The sequence below is a fragment of the Streptomyces sp. NPDC048718 genome (assembly GCF_043198875.1).
Classification (GTDB): domain Bacteria; phylum Actinomycetota; class Actinomycetes; order Streptomycetales; family Streptomycetaceae; genus Streptomyces.
The window spans coordinates 178,624-203,130 of record NZ_JBICVG010000004.1 but is presented as its reverse complement, the minus strand read 5'-3'; the positions used below and the strand labels follow the sequence as shown (position 1 = coordinate 203,130).

The 24,507-nt window shown below is 72.1% G+C and carries 22 protein-coding genes; 15 read left to right on the top strand and 7 right to left on the bottom strand.

The window, feature by feature from the left end; translation table 11 throughout:
- Window positions 1-232 precede the first annotated feature (232 nt).
- Both ACGFRB_RS09190 and ACGFRB_RS09185 read left to right on the top strand, forming a co-directional pair.
- On the top strand, window positions 233-1,417 hold the full coding sequence (locus ACGFRB_RS09190; RefSeq protein ID WP_393240976.1) for a helix-turn-helix domain-containing protein: 1,185 nt from the start codon (window positions 233-235) through the stop codon (window positions 1,415-1,417).
- 103 nt (window positions 1,418-1,520) lie between these two features.
- Window positions 1,521-2,114, top strand: a complete 594-nt coding sequence (locus ACGFRB_RS09185) for a hypothetical protein (RefSeq protein WP_393240973.1) — start codon at window positions 1,521-1,523, stop codon at window positions 2,112-2,114.
- Window positions 2,115-2,408: 294 nt separating this feature from the next.
- Here the strand turns inward: ACGFRB_RS09185 and ACGFRB_RS09180 are convergent, their stop codons facing one another.
- Window positions 2,409-2,753: a DUF3817 domain-containing protein gene (locus tag ACGFRB_RS09180; RefSeq protein WP_361230145.1), complete on the bottom strand. Its 345-nt coding sequence runs from the start codon at window positions 2,751-2,753 to the stop codon at window positions 2,409-2,411.
- A gap of 110 nt (window positions 2,754-2,863) precedes the next feature.
- Between ACGFRB_RS09180 and ACGFRB_RS09175 the strand changes: the two genes are divergently transcribed.
- From ACGFRB_RS09175 to ACGFRB_RS09160, 4 genes are all read left to right on the top strand, one after another.
- Entirely contained in the window at window positions 2,864-3,502 is a 639-nt protein-coding gene (locus ACGFRB_RS09175; RefSeq protein ID WP_393240970.1) for an AIM24 family protein, read from the top strand.
- Entirely contained in the window at window positions 3,502-4,152 is a 651-nt protein-coding gene (locus ACGFRB_RS09170; protein ID WP_361230140.1) for an AIM24 family protein, read from the top strand. Before ACGFRB_RS09175 ends, ACGFRB_RS09170 begins: the two co-directional genes overlap by 1 nt.
- The gene (locus ACGFRB_RS09165; protein WP_393240967.1) at window positions 4,149-4,955 is read left to right on the top strand and encodes an AIM24 family protein; all 807 of its coding nucleotides are present in this window, start codon (window positions 4,149-4,151) and stop codon (window positions 4,953-4,955) included. Before ACGFRB_RS09170 ends, ACGFRB_RS09165 begins: the two co-directional genes overlap by 4 nt.
- A 101-nt stretch (window positions 4,956-5,056) precedes the next feature.
- The gene (locus tag ACGFRB_RS09160) at window positions 5,057-5,533 is read left to right on the top strand and encodes a MarR family winged helix-turn-helix transcriptional regulator (protein ID WP_393240964.1); all 477 of its coding nucleotides are present in this window, start codon (window positions 5,057-5,059) and stop codon (window positions 5,531-5,533) included.
- Between the two features lie 187 nt (window positions 5,534-5,720).
- Here the strand turns inward: ACGFRB_RS09160 and ACGFRB_RS09155 are convergent, their stop codons facing one another.
- On the bottom strand, window positions 5,721-6,923 hold the full coding sequence (locus ACGFRB_RS09155; RefSeq protein ID WP_393240961.1) for an MFS transporter: 1,203 nt from the start codon (window positions 6,921-6,923) through the stop codon (window positions 5,721-5,723).
- A 90-nt stretch (window positions 6,924-7,013) separates the two neighbouring features.
- Between ACGFRB_RS09155 and ACGFRB_RS09150 the strand changes: the two genes are divergently transcribed.
- Window positions 7,014-7,613, top strand: a complete 600-nt coding sequence (locus tag ACGFRB_RS09150; protein WP_393240958.1) for a TetR/AcrR family transcriptional regulator — start codon at window positions 7,014-7,016, stop codon at window positions 7,611-7,613.
- Window positions 7,614-7,838: 225 nt separating this feature from the next.
- Here ACGFRB_RS09150 and ACGFRB_RS09145 read toward each other — a convergent pair whose 3' ends face one another.
- The 3 genes from ACGFRB_RS09145 to ACGFRB_RS09135 form a co-directional block, all read right to left on the bottom strand.
- Window positions 7,839-8,411 carry a histidine phosphatase family protein gene (locus ACGFRB_RS09145; protein WP_393240955.1) on the bottom strand — a complete coding sequence of 191 codons (573 nt, stop codon included), beginning with the start codon at window positions 8,409-8,411 and terminating at the stop codon, window positions 7,839-7,841.
- Window positions 8,412-8,601: 190 nt separating this feature from the next.
- Window positions 8,602-9,558 (bottom strand): methylmalonyl Co-A mutase-associated GTPase MeaB, encoded by a 957-nt coding sequence (meaB, locus tag ACGFRB_RS09140; protein WP_361230121.1) that lies wholly within the window; start codon window positions 9,556-9,558, stop codon window positions 8,602-8,604.
- A 293-nt stretch (window positions 9,559-9,851) separates the two neighbouring features.
- The gene (locus ACGFRB_RS09135; RefSeq protein WP_363001252.1) at window positions 9,852-11,054 is read right to left on the bottom strand and encodes an acetyl-CoA C-acetyltransferase; all 1,203 of its coding nucleotides are present in this window, start codon (window positions 11,052-11,054) and stop codon (window positions 9,852-9,854) included.
- 137 nt (window positions 11,055-11,191) lie between these two features.
- On the opposite strand from ACGFRB_RS09135, the gene mce reads away from it, so the two are divergent.
- The 7 genes from mce (at window position 11,192) to ACGFRB_RS09100 (ending at window position 21,947) form a co-directional block, all read left to right on the top strand.
- Complete coding sequence (mce, locus tag ACGFRB_RS09130) at window positions 11,192-11,707, top strand: methylmalonyl-CoA epimerase (protein ID WP_393240951.1); 516 nt, start codon at window positions 11,192-11,194, stop codon at window positions 11,705-11,707.
- Between the two features lie 255 nt (window positions 11,708-11,962).
- Window positions 11,963-16,426, top strand: coding sequence for a polarized growth protein Scy (scy, locus tag ACGFRB_RS09125; RefSeq protein WP_393241540.1), 4,464 nt, complete (start codon window positions 11,963-11,965; stop codon window positions 16,424-16,426).
- Window positions 16,427-16,576: 150 nt separating this feature from the next.
- On the top strand, window positions 16,577-17,512 hold the full coding sequence (locus ACGFRB_RS09120; protein ID WP_363001258.1) for a cellulose-binding protein: 936 nt from the start codon (window positions 16,577-16,579) through the stop codon (window positions 17,510-17,512).
- A gap of 201 nt (window positions 17,513-17,713) precedes the next feature.
- Complete coding sequence (locus tag ACGFRB_RS09115) at window positions 17,714-18,817, top strand: ABC transporter ATP-binding protein (RefSeq protein ID WP_393240947.1); 1,104 nt, start codon at window positions 17,714-17,716, stop codon at window positions 18,815-18,817.
- Between the two features lie 3 nt (window positions 18,818-18,820).
- Window positions 18,821-19,600, top strand: a complete 780-nt coding sequence (locus ACGFRB_RS09110) for an ABC transporter permease subunit (protein WP_393240944.1) — start codon at window positions 18,821-18,823, stop codon at window positions 19,598-19,600.
- A gap of 233 nt (window positions 19,601-19,833) precedes the next feature.
- A complete protein-coding gene (locus ACGFRB_RS09105) occupies window positions 19,834-21,006 on the top strand; it encodes an ABC transporter ATP-binding protein (RefSeq protein ID WP_393240941.1) in 1,173 nt (390 codons plus the stop codon).
- An 83-nt stretch (window positions 21,007-21,089) separates the two neighbouring features.
- Window positions 21,090-21,947, top strand: coding sequence for an ABC transporter permease subunit (locus tag ACGFRB_RS09100; protein WP_363001777.1), 858 nt, complete (start codon window positions 21,090-21,092; stop codon window positions 21,945-21,947).
- Window positions 21,948-22,003: 56 nt separating this feature from the next.
- Here the strand turns inward: ACGFRB_RS09100 and ACGFRB_RS09095 are convergent, their stop codons facing one another.
- On the bottom strand, window positions 22,004-22,333 hold the full coding sequence (locus ACGFRB_RS09095) for an ATP/GTP-binding protein (protein ID WP_361230096.1): 330 nt from the start codon (window positions 22,331-22,333) through the stop codon (window positions 22,004-22,006).
- Between the two features lie 222 nt (window positions 22,334-22,555).
- Here ACGFRB_RS09095 and ACGFRB_RS09090 point away from each other — a divergent pair, with 222 nt between their 5' ends.
- Window positions 22,556-23,590, top strand: coding sequence for an LLM class flavin-dependent oxidoreductase (locus tag ACGFRB_RS09090; protein ID WP_393240937.1), 1,035 nt, complete (start codon window positions 22,556-22,558; stop codon window positions 23,588-23,590).
- Window positions 23,591-23,888: 298 nt separating this feature from the next.
- Here the strand turns inward: ACGFRB_RS09090 and ACGFRB_RS09085 are convergent, their stop codons facing one another.
- On the bottom strand, window positions 23,889-24,281 hold the full coding sequence (locus tag ACGFRB_RS09085) for an SCO5389 family protein (RefSeq protein ID WP_361230090.1): 393 nt from the start codon (window positions 24,279-24,281) through the stop codon (window positions 23,889-23,891).
- Window positions 24,282-24,507: the final 226 nt, after the last annotated feature.

The window sequence follows — 24,507 nt, the reverse complement described above, 5'->3', positions numbered from 1 at the left end:
TACGACGAAGGGGCGCCGCACATGGCGGCGCCCCTTCGTGGGCGTGGGCGTGACCGGGCCGGGCGGGCCGATCCGGTGCTCCAGGACCCGGGGCCTCGCCAAGACGGGGTCCGACCTCGGCACAGCGGGCGAGAATGCCGACCGCCCCCTTGTCGCCCGAAGGCGACAAGGGGGCGGCTTCGCCGTGCCCTGCTGGCTACTGTTCTGGTGTCGAGTCAGAACAGGAGTCAGTATGCACTCTCTTCCGCACGACCACACCGGCGCGCGAATCAAGCGTCTGCGCCTCGAACGGCATCTCACCCAGAGGGCCTTGGCGGATCTCTCCCAGGTTCCTTACGGCACCCTCACCAAGGTCGAGCAAGGGGTAACCGCCGCATCCCCGTACGTCATCGGCTCCGTCGCCCGCGCCCTGCGCGTGGAGGTGGCCACCGTCACCGGCCAGCCGTACGCCGCCGAGCTTCGCGCCGACGAGCTGGACGTCCTGATCCGCCCCATCCGGGAAGCGCTCGACCTCTACGACCTCGGCTCGGATCCGCTACTCTCCCCGCGACCTCACCAGCTGATCGCCGACGACTCCGAAGCACTGCTGACCGCAGTGCGCGCGGGTGAGATCAAGAAGGCCGCCACGGTGGTACCCGGACTCGTCGAGGAAGCCACGACCGCCGCACACGCGGCCCCGAGCCGAGAGCGGTGGCTCCTCCTCGCCAGTCTGTACCGCACCTCGTACGATGTCGCGTCGAAGCTCGGCTACCCGGACCTCGCGACGATCGCCCTGGCGCGCATGGACTGGGCCGCCCAATGCGGATCGGACGCCATCGTCGGCGGCACGGTCCGGTACATGCGCGCCCTGACATACCTGCGCTCGGGCGACTACCGCACAGGGCAACGACTCATCGACCTCGGCCTGCGCACCCTGGAGCAGGCCGCCGCGGGGCGAGAGCGAAGCGTCGTGACCGGCCAGCTGCATCTCGGCGCCGCAGTGATGGCCGGCCGCTCGAAAGCTTCTGCCCGCGCGGAGGATCACCTGGTGGAAGCTGAGCGGATCGCTGCCGAGACGGGGGAAGCCGTCTCCGTGCACTGGCTTGCGTTCGGCCCGACGAATGCCGCGGTGCACCGGGTGTCCGTCTACGCCGAACTGGACGAGTACGGGGTGGCGGCCGAGACCGGCGCCCGGGTCCGTATCCCCGCCGGCTGGCCGGCGTCCCGCCGCTCGCACCATCATGCGGAGATGGCACGCGCCCAGTTGTGGACGGGACAGCTGGAGGAGAGTTTCCGGAGCCTGCTGGCCGCACGCAAGGCAGCGCCGCAGCAGGCCCGGTACCACCAGACCGTACGCGAGACGTACTCGGCACTGGAGGCTGCCCGCCGCCAACTTCCCGACAGTTTCCTCTCGTACGGGAGTTGGCTGAGCGCGTAACGCACAGCGAAGCCCTGGCCCCGACTATCCGAAACCTCGGATAGTCGGGGTCTTCTCGCGCCCCCACTCTTGGTGAACGCAGTCGCCGGACAGGGAGCAGAGCATGGGCGAGGAGACCCGGCACCACAGGGCCACCGCCGTGGTGACCAGGCAGAATCGACGAACGGCCGTAGCCGACTGGCTGCTGAGCGCCGCCCCCAAGCCGCGGGAAGCCGCAGACGAGTGGCGCGATTACGGCATCGCGGTCCTGGCGTGCGGCGGCACCCTCTCCGCCGTACGCGTGTCCGCCGATCTCGTCTTCGCTGCGGCCGGCGTCGAGGGCCCTGCCGCGAAGGCGGGCACGGAGAAAATCACCGCCGTAGACGTATTCCTGAGCGGCTGGTTCGACGGCGGCGCAGTCGTCATGGACATCAGCGCCAGGCTCTACTACTTCCTCGTACCCCCGCTCACGGGGCGCCGGTGGGACCCACAGGGGCACCCCGACGTCGAGATCCTCGGCCGCGACTCCTACCTGGGCGTGCCCGTCGTCGACCACACCGAACCCATGGGACGCGCCTACTGGGCTGTCGAGATGGACTCGCCCGGCGACCTGTGCTGGCCGGACGAGGTCGCGTCCCTGCTCCACAGAGGGCAGGCAGCCCTCGGTGGCCCGCAGCCGCATACCCCGAGTATCCAGGAGTCTGCCGGTGCCTCGTGATCGGCGCTGCCGCACCTGCCGTGCGACCGCCGTCCCCACCGTCATAGTCGCCGTCGTGGACGGCCAGGACATCTACGCCTGCGCCGCACACCGGGCCGCACACGCCGCCCCCGCCGGTGACTTGCTCGCCGCCCTCGCCCCGTACCAAGACATGGCCGCGCGCCGGTACCCGCCCAGGCCGGGGCTTCACATGCGGCCTTCCGGGCGCGCTCCCCCCGTCGCCCCGCGGCGCGCCCGTCGTCACCACACGGGCATCTTCACCGCCGCCCGTCAGACGTTCTTCACCGCCGACCGTCAGACGTTGACGACACCCTCGCGGCGCGCGCGGGAGGCGATGACCGCGGCCTCGGCCTCGCGCTTCAGCTTGCGCTCGGCGAAGAAACCGCCGGTGGGCAGCACCGACAGGACGAAGTAGCCGGCGGCCTGGCCGAAGCTCCACTTGGCGCGGTTCCAGGCGTCCAGCCAGAAGAGCACGTACAGGACGAAGAGCACGCCGTGGACCGCGCCCATCACGGGCACCGCGTTGAAGTCCGTGGTGCGCTTGAGCACCGAGCAGACCAGGAGCAGCAGGAACGAGACGGCCTCCGGGGCGGAGACGAGTCGGAGCCGGTGCAGGGCGGAGGCGGTCTTGATGTCCATGGCAGGAGTCACCTTCGGTCGATCTTGTGAACGGATGCACAAGGGCCTGTCCATTGTGCACGGCGGCACCTCTGTCCCCGGGCCGGGGGTGCCCAGTAACGTCCCTTTTCGTGGCTACGTTCCGACTCCAGGGCAGCCGAGTGCTCGCCGTGACCTTGACCGGGGACGCCGTGAAGGCGAAGAACGGCTCGATGGTCGCGTACGACGGCCGGATGTCCTTCAAGAAGATGACCGGCGGTGGTGACGGTCTGCGCGGCATGGTGACCCGCAGACTCACCGGAGAGCAGATGGAGGTGATGGAGGTCAGCGGCCAGGGAACCTGCTGGTTCGCCGACCGGGCCACCGAGATCAACCTGGTCCGGCTGAGCGGCGAGAAGCTGTTCGTCGAGGCGAGCAATCTGCTGTGCGCCGAGGCCGGGCTGCGCACCGGCACCACCTTCACCGGACTGCGCGGCAGCGCGTCCGGCAACGGTCTGTTCACCACCACGGTGGAGGGCACGGGCCAGGCGGCGCTGCTGTCCGACGGGGCGGCCGTGGTGCTGCGGGTGACCCCGCAGTACCCGCTGTGCGTCGACCCCGGCGCGTACATCGCGCACCAGGGCAACCTCCAGCAGCACTTCCAGTCCGGCGTGACCTTCCGCACGTTCATGGGCGAGGGCGGCGGCGAGGCGTTCCAGATCCGCTTCGAGGGCGACGGGCTCGTGTACGTGCAGCCGAGCGAGCGCCGGACGGTCGGGGGCGATCTCTGATGCCGTTCCGGGAGATCAACTCCAAGATGATCGAGGCCCGCCTGGTCCCGGGGCAGCGGCTCTTCAGCCAGCGCGGGGCGATGCTGGCGTACCGGGGTGACGTCACTTTCACGCCGAACATCACCGGCGGGCAGGGCGGGGTGATGTCGATGATCGGCCGCCGGGTGGCCGGCGAGGCGACCCCGCTGATGACGGTGGAGGGCGACGGCACCGTGATGTTCGGGCACGGCGGCCATCACATCCAGGTCGTCGAGCTGGCCGGGGACACCCTGTACGTGGAGGCGGACCGGCTGCTCGCCTTCGACGGCACCCTGGAGCAGGGCACGATGTTCCTCGGCTCGCAGGGCGGGGTGATGGGGCTGGTACGCGGCCAGGTGACCGGGCAGGGCCTGTTCACCACCACGCTGCGCGGGCACGGCTCGGTGGCCGTGATGGCGCACGGCGGGGTGATGGAGCTGCCGATCACGCCGGACCGCCCGGTGCACGTGGATCCGCAGGCGTACGTGGCGCATCACGGCGAGGTCCGCAACAAGCTGTCCACCGCGCTCGGCTGGCGCGAGATGGTGGGACGGGGCTCGGGCGAGGCGTTCCAGCTGGAGCTGAGCGGGAGCGGTGCGGTGTTCGTGCAGGCGTCGGAGGAGAAGCTGTGACCGGTCCCGTGATCCACGATCCGACGACGCTGCCGGTGGACGACAACGTCGACTCGTACACCTTCTGTGTGGAGCTGAAGGGCTCGCCGTGGTTCCTCCAGAAGGGCAAGATGATCGCCTATTACGGGCGGATCGAGTTCAACGGGATCGGCCACGGCCGGCTCGACCGGCTGGTGCGGACGTCCTTCCACTCGCCGCTGCACGCGAGCGACTGGGTGGTGGCCGAGGGCAGCGGGAAGATGCTGCTCGCGGACCGGGCGTTCGATGTGAACTCGTACGACCTGGACGAGGGCAATCTGACGATCCGGTCCGGCAATCTGCTCGCGTACCAGCCCACGCTCGCGCTCAAGCAGTCGATCGTGCCGGGGTTCGTGACGCTGATCGGGACGGGGAAGTTCGTGGCGGCGTCGAACGGACCGGTGGTGTTCATGGAGCCGCCGCTGCGGGTCGATCCGCAGGCCCTGGTGGGCTGGGCGGACTGTCCCTCCCCCTGCCACCACTACGACCACGGGTATCTGACCGGGGTGCTGGGCGGAGTGCGGGCCCTCACGGGGCTCGGGGGCACCTCGGGCGAGGAGCACCAGTTCGAGTTCGTCGGGGCGGGTACGGTGCTGCTCCAGTCCTCGGAGCAGATGCTGGCGGATCGGCCGATCGGGGATCCGGCGGCGGGGCCGGGAGTGCCCGGGTCCGCGCCGGGTGCCGGGACGGGTGCCGGGGCGCCGGGTTCCGGCCAGGGCGGTCACGGTTCGGGACCGCGCCTTCCCGGCCAGCTCGGGGATCTGCAGCGGCGCTTCGGGCTGTGAGCGGTACTCTGCGGAGCGTGACGCGTCGTTCCGCACTCGCGGATCTCCTCGGATCCCACGTAAACTCGTCCAGAATTCAACTTCTTAGGTAGAATCGATTCATGGAGACCGAGACGGCCACCCCCTGGCTCACCGACGCCGAGCAGTGCGCCTGGCGCACGTTCCTTGACGTCAACAGAATGCTGACGCACCAGTTGGAGAAGGATCTCCAGCCCTTCGGCCTGACGATGAACGACTACGAGATCCTGGTCAATCTCTCGGAGGCGGAGGAACGACGGCTGCGGATGAGCGACCTCGCCACCGCCACCCTCCAGTCCAAGAGCCGGCTCTCTCATCAGATCACCCGGATGGAGAACGCCGGACTGGTCCGCCGCGAGAACTGCGAGTCGGACCGGCGCGGGCTGTTCGCGGTGCTCACCGACGCCGGCATGGAGACCATGCGGAAAGTCGCGCCGCACCACGTCGAGGCGGTGCGCAAGCACTTCATCGGACAGCTCAGCCCCGAGGCGCTGACCGGCCTCCACGAGTCGCTGAAGCCGGTCGCGGAGCAGCTGCGCGGCCGTCGCGGCAAGCTGTAGTACGGAGCCGGCGCCGGTACGGGTCGGTACGCGGCCGGTACGGAGCCGGTACGGGTCGGGCCCGGCGCCCTTGAGGGGGTGCCGGGCCCGAGTCGTACGTGTGGACACCTCGGCTGGGCGTGCTTCGGTCAGGCGAGCAGCGCATCCGCGACGCGCGCGCCGCTCGCCCCGCACGCCCCGGTCACCGTCATCGCAGGTGTTTCAGCGAGCGGCCACCCCGGATCACCAGCGCGGCCACAAGGGCACAGGCGCCGCCGAGCCACAGGACGCCCTGGAGTTCGAGCGTGTCGACGACGACACCGCCGACCAGCGCGCCCAGGCCGATGGACAGGTTGAAGACCGCCGCCCACAGCGCGGAGGCCGCTTCCACGGCGTCCGGGGCGGCCTTGATCATCCAGGTCTGCAGGGCGACGGAGACCCCGCCGTAAGCGAGACCCCAGAGGATCAGCAGCAGGGCGCCGCCGACGCTCGTCCGCCCCAGGAGCAGGAAGAGCGGCATCGCGACCGCCAGGGCCACGGCGATGGTCAGCACGCTCCGGTACACCCGGCGCGAGAGCGCGGAGCCGGCGGCGAAGTTGCCGGCCATGCCCGCGATGCCGAAGCCGAACAGCAGCGGGCCCACAAAGCGCTGGTCGATGCCCGACAGCCGCTGTAGGGCCGGGCTGACGAAGGTGTAGGCGGAAAAATGGCCGAAAGCGAGCAGGGTCGTCGCCAGGATGCCGATCCGTACGCCCGGATCGCGGAGCTGCTCCACGAGCAGCCTCGGCCGGATGGCCTGGGAGGCGGCCAGCCCCGGCAGCACGACCAGCAGCGCGACCAGCGTCACGAGAGCGAGGACGCTCATCGAGGCGAAGGCGATACGCCAGCCGGTGAGTTCGCCGAGCAGGGTGCCGAGCGGGACGCCGAGCACGCTGGCGGCACCGACGCCGCCGAAGACGATCGCGGTGGCGCGCGGCACGTTCGCCGGGGCCACGAGCCGGACGGCCAGACCGCCGGCGATCGCCCAGAAGCCGCCGATCGCCACGCCGACGAGCACCCGGGAGGCCACGAGGACGGTGAAGTCCGAGGCCAGGGACGTGCCCACGTTGGCGACCGCCATCAGCGCCATCAGCCCTAACAGCAGGGCGCGCCGGTCCAGGGAGCCGACGAGCATCGGGACCAGGGGGGCCGAGAACGCGGCGACCAGGCCGGGCACCGTCACCATCAGGCCCGCCGTCCCCTCGGAGACCGACAGCGCGGACCCCACGGAGGTCAGCAGGCCGATCGGCAGCTGCTCGGCGGTCACCAGCAGGAAGGTTCCCAGGGCCACGGCGACGACCGCCGGCCAGTGATCCGCCCGCGCGGGCATCGCGCCCTCCGCCCGGGTCGGGGTCTGTTCCGCAGTCGCCACCGGGCCTCCTCAAGAGTACGGGAGCGATCACTCCCAAACTCGACGCTAGCAACGGGAGCGATCGCTCCACAACCTCGGTAGGGTGAAGACATGTCACGCCCTCGACTCTTCGACGAGCAGAACGCGGTCGACTCGGCGACCGAACTGTTCTGGCGACGCGGTTACCACGCGACATCGGTGCGGGATCTGGGGGACGAGCTGCGCCTCACCTCCAGCAGCCTGTACCGGACGTTCACCGACAAGCACACGCTCTTCCTGCGCGCGCTCGACCACTACCGGGCCACCGAGTCGGCCGAGGCCCGGCAGCGACTGGCCGCGGACGGCCGCCCGGTGCGCGAGGCGCTGCGGGAGTGGATGCTCTGGCTGATCACCTGCCCGGCCGACGGCGAGCCGGGCCGGGGCTGCTTCGTGGTGAACACGGCCACCGAACTCGGCACCACCGACGACCAGGTCCACCGGCACCTCGAAGCGGCCTTCGAGGCCACCCGGGAGGCGCTGCGGTCGCTACTGGCCGAGGGCCGCGACCGAGGCGAGATCGCGGCCGATCTCGACCTCGACGCCTCCGTGGAACTGCTGTTCACCACGGTGCTCGGCCTGCGGGTACGCGAACGCGCGGGCCACGACCGGGCCCGCCTGACCGCCGCGATCGACGCGGCGGTGCGGGCGCTGGGGACGGGGCCGGTTTCCTAGTGCCGCACAGGTCGAAATTCCCAGCCATTCCTGGCCGCCCTGCGCTACTTCGCTCCCGACGGCACCGGCCACGCCGGCCATAAGGAACAAGGAAACACGATCCGCCGCTCCATCATCCGGCGGAACAAGCGCACCGCCGACGAACATCTCCGCGAGGTCGTGAACAGGGCGAACGTCGCTTGATACGGCGGTAGTACGTCTCGGACGGGACGTAAACAGCCACCGCTACGGCACGTTCCACCCGAGCACGACAGGCTGCCCGTGCTCGTAGCCCAGCGTGTTGATCGTCCCCGGATGCGGGTGCCCGAACTGCCGCGCTCCCGACGACGCGTCGAGCCCGAGCCAGCGCGCGGCGAGGATGCGTGACAGATGGCCGTGCGCGACGACGGCCACGTCACCCTTGTCCAGCAGCGGCCGGACCCGGCCGAGGAAGGCGTCGACCCGCACGGTCACGTGCCCGAGGTCCTCGCCCGCGTCCACGCCGTCCCGCCACAGCTCCCAGCCGGGGTTGAGTTCCTGGATCTGCTCGGCGGTCAGCCCCTCGTAGCGGCCGTAGTTCCACTCGATCAGGTCGGGGTCGGGTTCCGCACCGCTCAGCCCCGCCAGTTCGGCGGTCCGCACGGCGCGAGTCAGCGGGCTGCTGTAGACGGCGACGAACTCCCGTCCGGCCAGTCGCGGCGCGAGCGCACGCGCCGCGTCCTCCCCCGCCTCGGTCAGCAGCAGGTCGGTGCGGCCGGCGTGCTGACCGGTCCGACTCCACGCCGTCTCGCCATGCCTGATCACCATCAACTCACCCATGGCCGAGGAACATAGCCCACACCGCACACAGAGCGAACGTTTCCTGCCGAGGCCCTTGGTGCCCCCGAGCGCGGCTGACCGCGACCTCTCCGATCCGGCATCCGGCGGGGCGCCCCGGGGGGGCGGATCAGGCCGCGCGGCCGGGGATCCAGCGGAGGATCCCCGGTTCGGAAACCCCGGAGGACAGCCCCTAGTTGCCCGTCAGGCTCGCGATCAGCTCGTCCGAGGCCGTGTACGGGTCCAGCTCGCCCGCCGTGATGCGCTCCGCGAGCGCGTCCAGCCGGCGGTCGCCGTGCAGATCGCCGATCCGCTCGCGCAGCGCCGTGACCGCGATCGTCTCCACCTCGCGGGCGGCCCGCGCCCGGCGCCGCTCGGCCAGCACCCCGCGCTCCTCCATCCACGCCCGGTGCTTCTCCAGCGCCTCGACGACCTCGTCGACGCCCTCGCCGCGCGCCGCGACCGTCTTCACGATCGGCGGCCGCCAGTCGCCCGGGGCGCGCGCCTCGCCGAGGCCCAGCATGTGGTTGAGCTCGCGCGCGGTGGCGTCGGCGCCGTCCCGGTCGGCCTTGTTGACCACGTACACGTCGCCGATCTCCAGGATGCCCGCCTTCGCGGCCTGGATGCCGTCGCCCATGCCGGGCGCGAGCAGCACCACGGAGGTGTCCGCCTGCGAGGCGATCTCCACCTCCGACTGGCCGACGCCCACCGTCTCCACGAGGATCACGTCGCAGCCGGCCGCGTCGAGGACCCGGATGGCCTGCGGGGCGGACCAGGCGAGGCCGCCCAGGTGGCCGCGGGTGGCCATGGAACGGATGTAGACGCCGGGGTCGGAGGCGTGCTCCGACATCCGGACCCGGTCGCCGAGCAGCGCGCCGCCGCTGAACGGCGAGGACGGGTCGACGGCGAGCACGCCGACCCGCTTGCCCGCCCGGCGGTAGGCGCTCACCAGCGCCGAGGTCGAGGTCGACTTGCCGACGCCGGGCGAGCCGGTGAGGCCCACGACGTAGGCGTTGCCGGTCAGCGGGGCGAGGGCCGCCATCACCTCGCGCAGCTGCGGGGACGCCCCCTCCACCAGCGAGATCAGCCGGGCCACGGCGCGCGGCCGGCCCTCCCGTGCCTGGGCGACCAGTGCGGGGACGTCCACCATCTCAGCGTGCTCCTTGCGTCGAACGTCGGGATCTTGCGTACCGCGCCCGCGCACCGGGCGCACGGCCACGGCGCACGGCCACGGCGTACGGGCACGGCTCCGGCGCGCGGGCCCCGTCCGTACACGGCGGGTGTACGGGTGGCCCGTACGCGCCGGGCGCGCCGGGCGTACGGGCCATGGTCGCGGACCGGGCCCGTGGATCCGGGCCCGGCCCGCGTACGTACCGGTGTGCCTGCCTTACCGGCCTGCCTACCGGGCTTGCCTGCCTTGCCTGCCTGCCTTGCCCGCCGGCCTTACTTGCCGGGGACGCGCACGATCAGGGCGTCGCCCTGGCCGCCGCCGCCGCACAGGGCCGCCGCGCCGAGGCCGCCGCCGCGCCGCTTGAGCTCCAGGGCCAGGTGCAGCACCAGGCGGGCGCCGGACATGCCGATCGGGTGGCCGAGCGCGATGGCGCCACCGTTCACGTTCACCTTTTCCGGGGTGATGCCGAGGTCCTTCATTGACTGGTACGTGACCGCGGCGAACGCCTCGTTGATCTCGACCAGGTCCAGGTCGGCGACCTCCTTGCCCTCCTTCTTCAGGGCGTGCAGGATCGCGTTCGACGGCTGCGACTGGAGCGAGTTGTCCGGGCCCGCCACATTGCCGTGGGCGCCGATCTCGGCGATCCAGGCGAGGCCCAGCTCCTCGGCCTTGGCCTTGCTCATCACGACGACGGCGGCGGCGCCGTCGGAGATCTGCGAGGCGGTGCCGGCGGTGATCGTGCCGTCCTTGGTGAAGGCCGGGCGGAGCTTGGCCAGCGTCTCGACGGTGGTCTCGGCGCGGATTCCCTCGTCCTTGGCGAAGACGACCGGGTCGCCCTTGCGCTGCGGGATCTCGACCGGGGTGATCTCGGCCTCGAAGACGCCGTTCTTCTGGGCGGCGGCGGCGCGCTGGTGCGACAGGGCGGCCAGCTCGTCCTGGGCCGCGCGCGGGATGCCGAGCCGGGTGTTGTGCTTCTCGGTGGACTCGCCCATGGCGATGCCCTCGAAGGAGTCGGTGAGACCGTCGTACGCCATGGCGTCGAGCATCTCGATCGCGCCGTACTTGTAGCCCTCACGGGACTTCGGCAGCAGGTGCGGGGCGTTGGTCATGGACTCCTGGCCGCCCGCGACCACGATGTCGAACTCGCCCGCGCGGATCAGCTGGTCGGCGAGCGCGATGGCGTCGAGACCGGACAGGCACACCTTGTTGATGGTGAGCGCCGGGACGTTCATCGGGATGCCGGCCTTGACGGCGGCCTGGCGGGCGGGGATCTGGCCGGCGCCCGCCTGGAGCACCTGGCCCATGATCACGTACTGCACCTGATCGCCGCCGATGCCGGCTCGGTCCAGGGCGGCCTTGATCGCGAAACCGCCCAGATCGGCGCCCGAGAAGGACTTGAGCGAGCCGAGGAGCCGGCCCATGGGCGTACGGGCGCCCGCGACGATCACAGAGGTGGTACCGGTCGTTCCAGTCATGAGCCGCAGCCCCTTGGGATGAGGAGTGAACGAGGGTTTACGTTCAATGTACTGAGCGGTGCCATGCCCGGTCACCGGCCTGCCGGTGTGACGGCGCGCACGTTGCGTAACCAAGGGTGCGGCGCTGCACTGGAGGCATGCTGACGCGAATCGACCACATCGGGATCGCCTGCTTCGACCTGGAGCGGACCGTCGAGTTCTACCGGGCGACCTACGGCTTCGAGGTCTTCCACACGGAGATCAACGAGGAGCAGGGCGTCCGGGAGGCCATGCTCAAGATCAACGAGACCTCGGACGGCGGGGCCTCGTACCTCCAGCTCCTGGAGCCCACCCGGGAGGACTCGGCCGTGGGCAAGTGGCTGGCGAAGAACGGCGAGGGCGTACACCACATCGCCTTCGGCACGGCGGACGTCGACGGCGACGCCGAGGCCATCCGGGGCAAGGGCGTCCGGGTCCTGTACGACGAGCCGCGCGTCGGCTCCATGGGATCGCGGATCACCTTCCTCCACCCCAAGGACTGCCACGGGGTCCTGACCGAACTGGTCACCTCCGCGAAGCCGTCCGCCCACGGCTCCGCCGGGCACGCGGCCGACCACGCCGCCGAGCACTCCGGCGACCCGTCCGCGGACCACGCCGCCGACCCGTCCGTCTAGTACTCCGCCGCCCCCTCCCCCGACCCGCCCGCCGGCCCCTGCGCTGACCACTCCTCAGCGGAGCACTGACCTGGCGGATTCCGGGCCCGGTAGAGTGGGCGGCTCCGGGCCGGGGCCGGTCGGAGCCGTGTGCGCGCGGCGCCTAGGACAGGATGTCGGGGTCGTCCGATCTGCCACGATTCCCCGGGGGTAAGCCCTCGGCCGTGAGGGCGTGCTCGTTGGAGTGTTGCGACCAGGGGACGGATGGACCGCGCCGTGCGGGGCTACGAACGCCAGGAGAGCCAGCGGGCCGAGGACGACCATCTCTCGCGGTTCGAGGCCGAGATGGAACGGCTGAAGAAAGAGCGAGAGAAGGCCGTCCAGCACGCCGAGGACCTCGGATACCAGGTCGAGGTCTTGCGTGCCAAGCTCCATGAGGCACGCCGTACCATCGCGTCCCGGCCTGCCTACGACAGTGCCGACGTCGGCTATCAGGCCGAGCAGATGCTGCGCAACGCGCAGGCGCAGGCGGAGCAGTTGCGCCAGGACGCCGAGCGCGAGCTGCGCGAGGCGCGCGCTCAGACGCAGCGCATCCTCCAGGAGCACGCCGAACAGCAGGCGCGGCTCCAGGCGGAGCTGCACACCGAGGCCGTCCAGCGCCGTCAGCAGCTCGACCAGGAGCTGAACGAGCGCCGCAAGACGGTCGAGTCGCATGTCAACGAGAACGTGGCATGGGCCGAGCAGTTGCGCGCCCGCACGGAGGCGCAGGCCCGGCGTCTGATGGAGGAGTCGCGCGCCGAGGCCGAGCAGTCGCTCTCCGCCGCGCGCGCCGAGGCCGCCCGGATCACCGAGGAGACCCGCCGCCGGGTCGGTTCCGACGCGGAGGCGGCCCGGGCCGAGGCCGAGGCGATCCTGCTGCGCGCCCGCAAGGACGCCGAGCGGATGCTCGCCACCGCCGCCGGGCAGGCCGAGGAGGCCGCCGGACACGCCGAGCGGCTGCGTACGGCCGCGACCGCCGAGACCGACCAGGCCCGCCGCGAGGCCGCCGAACTGTCCCGCGCGGCCGAACTGCGCGTTCAGGACGCCGAGGAGAAGCTCCGCGAGGCCCGGACGACCGCCGAGCGCACCCTGTCCGAGGCCAAGGAGGCCGCGGCCAAGGAGATCGCCGGCGCCGAGTCCGTCAACGAGGCGCGGACCCGTACCGCCAAGTCCGAGATCGCCCGGCTGGTCGCCGAGGCCACCAAGGACGCCGAGAGCCTCAAGGAGCAGGCCGAGGAGCAGCTGCGCGAGGCCACCGCCTTGGCCGAGCGGATGGCCGCCGAGGCGTCGGAGAAGGCCCGCACGGACGCCGCCGAGGAGTCCGCCGCCGCGCTCGCCAAGGCCGCCCGGCAGGCCGAGGAGATCCTTTCCAAGGCGTCCGAGGACGCCCAGGAGACCACCCGCAAAGCCGCCGAGGAGGCGGAGCGGCTGCGCCGTGACGCCGAGACCGAGGCGGACCGGCTGCGGCAGACCGCCGAGGAGCAGGCCGACGAGCTGCTCGGTTCGGCGAAGGACGACACCAAGGAGTACCGCGCCAAGACGGTCGAGCTGCAGGAGGAGGCGCGCCGGCTGCGCGGCGAGGCCGAGCAGCTGCGCGCCGAGGCGGTCACCGAGGGCGAGCGGATCCGCGGCGAGGCCCGCAAGGAGGCCGTCCAGCAGATCGAGGACGCGGCGAAGACCGCCGAGGAGCTGCTGTCCAAGGCCCGGAGCGACGCCGACGAGCTGCGCACGAGCGCGGGCGCGGAGAGCGAGCGGGTCCGCGGCGAGGCCATGGAGCGGGCGCAGACCCTGCGCGCCCAGGCCGAGGAGACGCTGGAGCGCACCCGCGCCGAGGCCGAGCGGCTGCGTGCCGAGGCCGAGGAGCAGGCCGAGTCGGTCAAGGAGGCGGCCGAGGCCGCCGCGACCGCGCTGCGCGAGGAGGCCGAGCGGGTCGCCGAGGCGCGGCGCGTCGAGGCGGCCGAGGAGCTGGCCCGGCTGCGGGCCGAGGCCGCGGACAAGCTGGAGTCGGCCGGTCAGGAGCTGGCCGGCGCGCGGACCGAGAGCGAGCGGATCCGCCGCGAGGCCGCCGAGGAGACCGAGCGGCTGCGCACGGAGGCCGCCGAGCGGGTCCGTACGCTGCGGGCGCAGGCCGAGGAGGAGGCCGAGCGGCTGCGCACGGAGGCCGCCGAGGACGCGTCCACCGACCGTGCCGAGGCCAAGGCCGCGGCGGCGGCGCTGCGCGAGGAGGCCGCGGCGGAGGCCGAGCGGCTGAAGTCGGAGGCGCAGGAGACCGCCGACCGGGTACGCGCCGAGGCCGGGGCCGCCGCCGAGCGGATCGCCGCCGAGGCCGCAGAGGCGCTGGCCGCGGCCCGCGAGGAGGCCGAGCGGCGCCGCCGGGAGGCCGAGGAGACGCTGGAGTCGGCGCGTTCCGAGGCGGGCCGGGAGCGTGAGCTGGCCCGTGAGCGGAGCGAGGAGCTGCTCGCCTCCGCCCGTAAGCGGGTCGAGGAGGCCGCGGCCGAGGCCGAGCGGCTGGTCGAGGAGGCGGAGGCCCGCGCGGCCGAGCTGGTGTCGACCGCCGAGCAGACCGCGCAGGAGGTACGGGACGCGGTCTCGGGTCTGCGCGAGGCCGCCGAGGAGGAGATCACCGGGCTGCGCAGCGCGGCCGAGCACGCGGCGGAGCGCACCCGTACCGAGGCGCAGGAGGAGGCGGACCGGGTCCGCACCGACGCGCACGAGGAGCGGGAGCGGGCGGCGGAGGACGCGGCCCGGATCCGCGAGCGCGCCAAGGAGGAGTCCGAGGCCGCGAAGGATCTGGCCGAGCGGACCGTCGCGCAGGCGATCGCCGACGCGGAGAAGCTGAAGTCGGACACCGCCGACCACGCGCAGCGGGTGCGTACCGAGGTGTCGGACGCGCTGGCGTCGGCGGAGCAGGACGCGGCCAGGACCCGGGCGGACGCCCGCGACGACGCGAACCGGATCCGTTCGGAGGCGGCGGAGCGAGCCGAGACCGTGGTCGGCGACGCCCGTGCGGAGGCCGAGCGGATCGGCGCCGAGGCCGAGCAGGTGCTCGACGACGCCCGCAAGGCCGCCGACCAGCGCCGTAGCGACGCCGCCGAGCAGGCCGACACCCTGATCGGGAAGGCCCGTGCGGAGGCCGAGCGGATCGGCATCGAGGCCGAGCAGGTGCTCGACGACGCCCGCAAGGCCGCCGACCAGCGCCGTAGCGACGCCGCCGAGCAGGCCGACCAGCTGATGGCCAAGGCCCAGGAGGAGGCCGGCCGGCTCACCGCCGAGGCCGAGCGGCTGGTGGTCGAGGCCGAGCAGGTCAAGGCCGACGGCGAGGCCGAGGCGGAGGCGCTGCGGGCCGCCGCCCGCGCGGACGGCGAGCAGGTGCTCGACGAGGCGCGCAAGGCGGCCGACAAGCGGCGTTCGGACGCGGCCGAGCAGGCGGACACGCTGATCCGCGAGGCCTCGGCGGAGGCCGAGCGGCTCACGAACGAGGCGGCCGAGCTCCTGGAGTCGACCGAGCAGGACGCGGCGCGGATCCGTGCGGAGTCCGAGCAGGTCAAGGTGGACGGCGAGGCGCACGCGCAGGCGCTGCGCAGTGCCGCGCTCGCGGACGCCGACCGGATCCTGGACGAGGCGCGGAAGAAGGCGGACCAGCGCCGCAGCGACGCGGCCGAGCAGGCCGACACTCTGATCGGCCAGGCCCGTTCGGAGGCCGAGCGGATCGGCGTCGAGGCCGAGCAGGTACTCGGCGACGCCCGCAAGGCCGCCGACCAGCGCCGTAGCGACGCCGCCGAGCAGGCGGACACGCTCGTCGCCGAGGCCCGCAAGGAGGCCGAGCGGATCGCCGTGGAGGCGGCCCGGGTCAAGGCCGAGGCCGAGGCCGCGGCGGAGGAGGCGCTCGCCTCGGCGCGCGCCGAGGCCGACCGTACGCTCGACGAGGCCCGTGAGGCCGGCGCGAAGAAGCGGTCGGACGCGGCCGAGCAGGCCGACCAGCTGATGGCCAAGGCCCAGGAGGAGGCGCTGCGCGCCACCACCGAGGCGGAGGAGCAGGCGGACACGATGGTCGGTGCGGCCCGCGAGGCGGCCGAGCGGATCGTGACCGAGGCGACCATCGAGGGCAACTCGCTGGTGGAGAAGGCCCGCACGGACGCCGACGAGCTGCTGGTCGGCACCCGCGCGGACGCGAACGCGATCCGGGAGCGCGCGGAGGAGCTGCGGGCCCGGGTCGAGAGCGAGGTCGAGGAACTGCACGACCGGGCGCGGCGCGAGACGGCCGAACAGATGAAGACGGCGGGCGAGCGCGTCGACAAGCTGGTGAAGGCCGCGCAGGAGCAGAGTGCCGAGGCCGCCCGGAAGGCCAAGGAGCTCGTCTCGGAGGCGACTTCGGAGGCGAGCAAGGTGCGGATCGCGGCCGTGAAGCGGGCCGAGGGACTGCTCAAGGAGGCCGAGCAGAAGAAGGCGTCGCTGGTGGCGGAGGCCGAGAAGATCCGGGCGGAAGCCCAGGCCGAGGCCGAGCGGACGGTGGCCGAGGGGCGGCAGGAGCTCGATGTCCTGACACGCCGTCGCAAGGACATCAATGCCGAGATCTCCCGTGTCCAGGACGTCCTGGAGGCGTTGGAATCTTTCGAAACCCCGTCCACCGAAGGGAAGGACGGGGCGAAGGCCGGAGCGTCCTCGGGCTCCTCCCGGTCGGGTGGCAAGAGCTCCCGGTGACAGCCACCCGAAAGACGGGGACAGCCACCCAAAAGACTGGACATTCTCCAGATCAAACGGGCATATGCTCGATGACACGCCGTTAAGACCCCTAGGATTCCCTCTAACACCTCACCCCACAACACACCGGTCTCTTTCGACAGGAACCCCATGAGCGACACATCCTCCCCCTTCGGCTTCGAGCTCGTGCGGCGCGGATACGACCGCGGTCAGGTGGACGACCGCATCACCAAGCTCGTCGCCGACCGTGACAGTGCTCTGGCCCGAATCACCTCGCTGGAGAAGCGGATCGAGGAGTTGCACCTCGAAACGCAGAACGCCCAGACCCAGGTCACCGACGCCGAGCCGTCGTACGCCGGTCTCGGTGCCCGCGTGGAGAAGATCCTGCGCCTCGCCGAGGAGGAGGCGAAGGACCTGCGCGAGGAGGCCCGCCGCGCCGCCGAGCAGCACCGTGAGCTGGCGGAGTCGGCGGCCCAGCAGGTCCGCAACGACGCAGAGGCGTTCTCGGCCGAGCGGAAGGCGAAGGCCGAGGACGACGGGGCCCGGATCGTCGAGAAGGCTCAGGGCGAGGCGACCTCGCTGCGCGCCGACGCGCAGAAGGACGCCCAGTCGAAGCGTGAGGAGGCGGACGCCCTCTTCGAGGAGACCCGCGCCAAGGCCGCCCAGGCCGCCGCGGACTTCGAGACCAACCTGGCCAAGCGCCGGGAGCAGTCCGAGCGCGACCTGGCGTCCCGTCAGGCGAAGGCGGAGAAGCGACTGGCCGAGATCGAGCACCGGGCGGAGCAGCTGCGCCTGGAGGCCGAGAAGCTGCGTACGGACGCGGAGCGCCGGGCCCGCCAGACGGTGGAGACCGCGCAGCGCCAGTCCGAGGACATCGTGGCCGACGCGAACGCCAAGGCGGACCGCATCCGCAGCGAATCGGAGCGCGAGCTGGCGGCGCTGACGAACCGCCGCGACTCGATCAACGCCCAGCTGACCAACGTCCGCGAGATGCTGGCCACGCTGACCGGTGCCGCGGTGGCCGCGGCCGGCTCCCCGCTGGACGAGGACCGCACGGCGGGCGTCCCGGCGCAGCAGTCGCGTTGATCCGCGGTCAGGGCTGAGGCTGAGGCCGACCGGGGCCGGGCCGGGGCTCTGCGGTCACGGCCGTCGGCCGGTGGGTCCCTGTCGGACCATGGGCTGATGGACCGGTGGATTGCCGGGCCGGTGAACCGGTGAGCTGATTGCCTGAGAATCCCTCCGTCACTCGGGTGGCGGGGGGATTTTCGTGCGCTTAGGTTGGTACGCATGATCGAGCTGGCGGGTCTCACCAAGCGCTACGGTTCGAAAACGGCGGTCGACCATCTGACCTTCTCGGTGCGGCCGGGGGTGGTCACGGGGTTCCTCGGGCCCAATGGGGCGGGCAAGTCCACGACGATGCGGATGATGCTGGACCTCGACAACCCGACGAGCGGGACGGTCCGGATCGACGGCAAGCACTACCGCGATCTGAAGGAGCCCCTGAAGTACATCGGGGCACTGCTCGACGCCAAGGCGATGCACGGGGGCCGTTCGGCGTACAACAACCTCCTCTGTCTGGCGCAGTCCAACCGGATCCCGGAACGGCGCGTCGGCGAGGTGCTCGATCTGGTGGGTCTGACAGCGGTGGCGCGCAAGAAGTCGAAGGGCTTCTCGCTCGGCATGGGCCAGCGGCTCGGGATCGCGTCGGCGCTGCTCGGCGACCCGGAGATCCTGATGTTCGACGAGCCCGTCAACGGTCTCGACCCCGAAGGCATCCACTGGATCCGCAATCTCATGAAGACGCTGGCGGCCGAGGGACGGACCATCTTCGTCTCCAGCCACCTCATGAGCGAGATGGCGCTGACGGCCGACCATCTGATCGTCATCGGCCAGGGCCGGCTGCTCGCCGACACCTCGATGGCCGACTTCATCCACGAGAACTCCCGGAGTTACGTACGGCTGCGCTCCCCGCAGCAGGAGCGGCTGCGGGACGTGCTGCACGGCGAGGGCCTGATCGCGGTGGAGGCGGGCGGCGGGGTCCTGGAGGTGGACGGCACGACGACGGAGCGGCTGGGCGAGCTGGCCGCGGCGCACGGGATCACGCTGCACGAGCTGAGCTCCCAGCGGGCCTCGCTGGAGGAGGCGTTCATGCAGATGACGGCGGGGGCGGTGGAGTACCACTCGCACGGGACGGACATCCACGGGACGGTCGGGTACGGGACGGTCGGGTACGGGCCGGACGGCCACGGCGGCGGCGACGCGGGCGGGCCGCCCGGGGGCGGGGGGCCTGGCACGGGACCCGGTGCGGGCGGACCCGGCGCCGGCCCCGGCACGGGGCCTGACGCGGGTCCCGGGCCACGGTGGGGCGAGAGCTACGAGAGGGGAGCCTGAGCGATGGCGGCGGCGACGGCGGTCCTGCGCTCGGAGTGGACCAAGATCCGGACGGTGTCGTCCACCGTGTGGACACTGGCGAGCGCCCTGGTGGTGACGGTCGCGATGGGCGCGGGGCTGAGCGCGCTGATGCGGGCGCAGTTCGACCACCTCGCCCCGATCCAGCAGGCCACCTTCGACCCGACCTACGTGAGCTTCTCCGGGATGGTCCTCGGGCAGCTCGCGATGGTGGTCTTCGGGGTGCTGGTGGTGGGCACCGAGTACTCGTCGGGCATGATCCGCACCTCGCTGGCGGCGGTCCCGCAGCGGGCCACGTTCCTCTTCTCGAAGATCGCGGTCGCCGGGGTGCTCGCCTTCGTGGTGGGGATCGCGACCGGATTCCTGTCGTTCTTCCTCGGCCAGGCGCTGCTCGGCGGCCACCGCACCACCCTCGGCGCGGACAACGTGCTGCGCGCGGTGATCGGCGCCGGCCTCTACATGGGGCTGATCGCGCTGTTCTCGATGGGGGTGGCGACGATGCTGCGCTCGTCGATGCTGTCGCTCGGCATCCTGGTGCCGTTCTTCTTCCTGATCTCCCAGATCCTGTCGGCCGTCCCGAAGGCGAAGGAGGTCGCCCGCTACTTCCCGGACCAGGCCGGCTCGCGGATCATGCAGGTCGTGCCCGAGGCGCTGGGCGGGGAGAAGGCGCCGTACGGGCCCTGGGGCGGCCTCGGGATCATGGTGCTGTGGGTGGTGGCCGCGCTGATCGGCGGGTACGTGGTGCTCAAGCGGCGCGACGCCTGACCCCGGCGAGGCGTGACCGCGGCGGGGGCGGGGGCGGGAGAGGGCCGCGGGGTGGGACTTCGGGCGGGCCGGAAGAGCCCGTCGCGCCCTGGGACGCCCGGCAGATGCCCGACAGATCACGATTCGGCTGAGGCGGAACCGTAAAGAGCTGGTTAAGCTCTTCGCTCGTACGGGGGATTTTGGCCTGTGGTCGTCGTGCCCCCACGACCCGACCTTGTCGATGGGGCTGGAGAATGATCGAGGCAGTCGGCCTGACCAAGCGCTATGGCGCGAAGACGGCCGTGGACAACCTTTCCTTCCAGGTGCGGCCCGGGCATGTGACCGGCTTCCTGGGCCCGAACGGCTCGGGCAAGTCGACGACCATGCGCATGATCCTCGGTCTCGACACGCCGACGGCCGGGCAGGTGACGATCGGCGGGCATCCGTTCCGGCAGCTGCCGAACGCGCCCCGCCAGGTCGGCGCGCTGCTCGACGCGAAGGCCGTGCACGGCGGGCGCAGCGCCCGTAACCACCTGCTCTCGCTCGCCCAGCTGGCCGGTATCCCGGCGCAGCGGGTGGACGAGGTGCTGGGCGTGGTCGGCCTCCAGGAGGTGGCCAAGCGACGCTCCAGCGGCTTCTCGCTCGGCATGGGCCAACGGCTCGGCATCGCGGCGGCGCTGCTCGGCGACCCGCAGGTGCTGCTGTTCGACGAGCCGGTCAACGGTCTCGACCCGGAGGGCATCCTCTGGGTCCGCAATCTGATGAAGAAGCTGGCCTCCGAGGGCCGTACGGTCTTCGTCTCCAGCCACCTCATGAGCGAGATGGCGCTGACGGCCGACCATCTGATCGTCATCGGCCGGGGCCGGCTGCTCGCCGACATGAGCGTCACGGACTTCATCTCGGCGAACTCCGCCGACTTCGCCCGGGTGCGCACCCCGCGGACCGAGCCGGCCCAGCGGGAGAAGCTGACGGCGGTCCTGACGGAGGCCGGCGGCCAGGTGATGCCGGAGCCGGACGGCGCGCTGCGGGTGACCGGTCTCGAACTGCCGAGGATCAGCGATCTCGCGCACGGCGCGGACGTCCGGCTGTGGGAGCTGTCGCCGCACCAGGCGTCCCTTGAGGAGGCGTACATGCGGATGACGCAGAGCGCCGTGGACTACCGTTCGACCGACGACCGGCTCGCCCACCTCCAGGCGCCGGTCCCGCCGCACATGCTGCCCGAGCAGCCGGGGCCGGTGATCCCCGAGGTGCCGCAGCAGGGCTGGTACGCCCCGCCGCCGCCGCCCGGGCAGAACCCGTACGCCGTGCCCACCGGGCCCGCCGCGCACGCCGTACCGCCGCAGGCCCCCGCGGCCGTACCGCACCCGCACCCCGCCCCGCAGCCGCCGCAGCCCCAGTCGCCGCAGAACGCCGAGGACGCCCGATGACGACCCCGCACCCGAGCCCGGTCCCGAGCCCCGCCCCGGGCCCCTTCCCCGGCCCCGGCATGCCGCCGGGAATGCCGCCGGGGATGGCTCAGGCCGTACCGCAGACCGCGCACGCGGCGCCGGGCCAGGGCCCGGGCCCGTACACGTATGTCTCCCCCATCCCCGTCCGCAAGGCGACCCTCGGCGACGCGCTCGCCTCCGAGTGGACGAAGATCCGCTCGGTGCGCTCCACGGTGTGGACGCTGGGGACCATGGTGCTGCTGATGCTCCTCATCGGCCTCGGCGTCGCCCTGATCGCCACGGCGACGACGACCGGGGATCAGCCGGCCGATTCGGCGCTCGCCCTGGGCTTCTTCGGGCTGCTGCCGGCCTCGATCTGTGTGATGACGCTCGGCGTGCTGACCATCAGCTCCGAGTACGGCACGGGCATGATCCGTACGACGCTGACCGCCTGCCCGAGCCGTTCCCGGGTGCTCACCGCGAAGGCGCTGGTCTTCTTCCTGCTGGTGTTCGCCCTGGTCACGGTGGTGGCCGCAGTGGTCGGCGGGTTCCAGGTGGCGATGGTGAGCAGTGCCTCGCCGAGCGCCGGGGAGTGGCTGCGGGCCACCGTCGGCGCCGGGCTCTACCTGGCTCTGCTCGGGCTGCTCGCCATGGGCGTGGGCGCGGTCGTGCGGCACTCGGCGGGCGCGATCACGGTGATGATCGGCGTGCTGCTGATGCCGCTGGTGGCGGCGCTGTTCATGTTCTCCGAGGCGATGCAGAGCGTGCAGAAGGCGCTGACCACGTACGCGATCCCGTCGCAGATGATCGGGCTCTACAGCGACACCGCGCCGTTCGGCGACAGCGGCCCGGCGGGCTGGGAACCGGTGCTGATCATGGCCGGGCTCACGGCCGTCGCGCTCGGCGCGGCCTACGCCCTGCTGAACAACCGGGACGTGTGAGCCCCGGGCCCTGGCCGTAGAGCCGAGGACTGGTACCGAGGGGCTAGTACCGAGGGCTAGTACCGAGGCGCGTTACGGGACCGCTGCACCCTGCTGGTGCGGCGGTCCTTCGCGTTCCAGCAGGCCTTGTGCCAGTGCCGGCGGTCGTCGACTCCCCCGTACTCCGGCCACGCCACCACGTGCGGCGCGGCGGCCGGGATCTCCTGGTCACAGCCGGGGCAGCGGTAGCGCTTGCCGGGCGAGCTCGCGCCGGCGACATGGCGGACGCACCACTCCTCGCCCTGCCAGGTCTCGGTGGTCTGCACACCGCCGTACCGGCCGCCGTCCGAATCACCCTGCGATACGGGCTTCGCACCGCCACGCGGGCGGTTGTGACGCGGGGACACTTCGACACCTCACCGAAGTCGGGAACACGGACGGTTCCCCCCAGCGTACGGGCCGCGACCGGGTGCCCCTGAACCCTTCCGGGCAAGGATCAGCCGAAAATCGCAAGAGTTTCGTGGTGGGCCGTGCCCTTGGCACGTGTCAGGCGTTGTTGCCAAGGAAGGGGGGAGTTCGCCGGGGGGCTCCGTAGGAGGAGACGCGCCGGCCACAAGGAGGCAGAAGCAATGCGCGTGGGTACGTTCGTCCTGGCCGCCCAGTTCCCGGGCCAGGGTCAGGCGGAACCGCTGTACCGGGCCGTCCGCACCGCCGAGGTCGCCGAGGAGGCGGGACTCGACGAGGTGTGGCTGGCCGAGCATCATTTCGTGCCGTACGGGGTCTGCCCGTCGGCCGTCACCCTGGCCGCCCTGCTGCTCGGCCGGACCCGCAGGATCCGGGTCGGCACGGCCGTCAGCGTACTCCCGACCGTCCATCCGGTGGCACTCGGCGAACAGGCTGCGCTGCTGCATGTGACCTCGGGCGGGCGGTTCACGCTCGGCGTGGGCCGCGGCGGTCCGTGGATCGACCTGGAGGTCTTCGGCGCGGGACTGCCCGCGTTCGACACGGGCTTCCCGGACTCGCTCGACCTGCTCCTGCGCTGGCTCACCGAGCCCCGGGTGGGGGCCGCCGGGGAGCGCTACGCGTTCCGCGAGGTGGCGGTGGTGCCGGCGCCCGGCGAGCTGATCGGCGGGGCGGCGGCGCCCGAGGTCCTGGTCGCCTGCACCTCGCCGAAGAGCGTCCGGCTCGCCGCCGAACGCGGGCTGCCGATGCTGCTCGGCATGCACTGCGGCGACGAGGACAAGGCCGGAATGGTGGAGAGCTGGGCCCGCTGCGCGCGGGAGGCCGGGCGCGATCCGGACGAGATCGCCCGGATCGGGGCGGCTCATGTGTCGGCCGGGGTGGTCCAGCTCGCCGATCACGGCCCGGAGGCGGCGCGAACGCTGCTGAAGACGATGCCGGGCTGGCTGAAACAAGGCCTTGGAGCCCATGTCACGGTGGACGGCAGGCACCGGGTGATGCGCGATCCGGTGGCATATACGGAACTGTTGTGCGGCCTGCACGCGGTGGGGACCCCCCGGCTCGCGGCGGACCGGCTCGCGGCGACCGCGGAGCGTACGGGCATCACGCGCTTCGCGCTGCTGGCGGAGGGCTCGGGCGATCTCGCGGCGACCGAGGAGAACGTGCGGAGGCTGGGCGCGGAGGTGCTTCCGCAGCTCGTGTGAGGGGCCCGAGGAGGCGGGGGCGAGGGCCGGGGCCCGGGGGGCGGAGGCCCAAGGGGGTTGGGGGTCCGAGGCCGGGGGCCGGGGAACCGGAGGTCAGGGGGATCTCAGGGTCGGGCCGGCTGGTGACCGTACTCCGGAGAACCATGGGCAGGGCGGAAAACCCATGGGCCCGGACCCCTAGGGGTCCGGGTCCTCGGCAGGCGCCCCGGGCGCGGCCCGATGCGAAAAACCGTGCCGCCGCTCCCGTACCCGCGGTGCTTCCCGGGTCGGTACGGAACGGCGGCGCCGGATGCGTCGGTCAGCAGTCGCGCAGTTCCGGCGACTGGTTGAGCAGCTGCCCCCGTACCGAGGTGAAGCGGGCGTGCCGCTCGTCCGAGGTGGCGTCGAGCGGGAAAACCGCCACCCGGTGGCAGTTCTGGAAGGCGAGGCGCACGCCGAAGTGCCGCTGGAGGGCACCACGGATGGCATCGCTCGCGAGCGCGCGCAGCAGCTGCCCGCGCGCCTGCTCGTCCGGCGGCGGGGTCTGGTTGTCGGCGAACTCTCCGCCTTCGACCTCCAGCTGTGCCACCAGAGAGCTGATCATCTCCCACGCGTAGGGCAGGGAGGTCCGGACGCAGTCGACGAAGTCGGCTTCGTCGACCTCGCCTCGCTCGGCCTGTGCCAACAGCGCCGGTGAGACGTCGAGCGACATGGGTTCTCCTCTCGCGACCCCGGGGGTGGGGTCGTACGGGCAGGGCCAGGGGGCCGCGGCGCGCACACAGCGTGCGCGGACGACGACCTCCCGTCCTCCACGGTAAGGGCCGGGTCCGGCCCGCACCAGGAGAATGGGCACACAACAAGCCACGCCTACAAGGGTGTTGGGAGTGCGCCCGGCGTACGCCGGGCGGTCGGCCGGGCCGGTCCGGTGCCCGAATCGC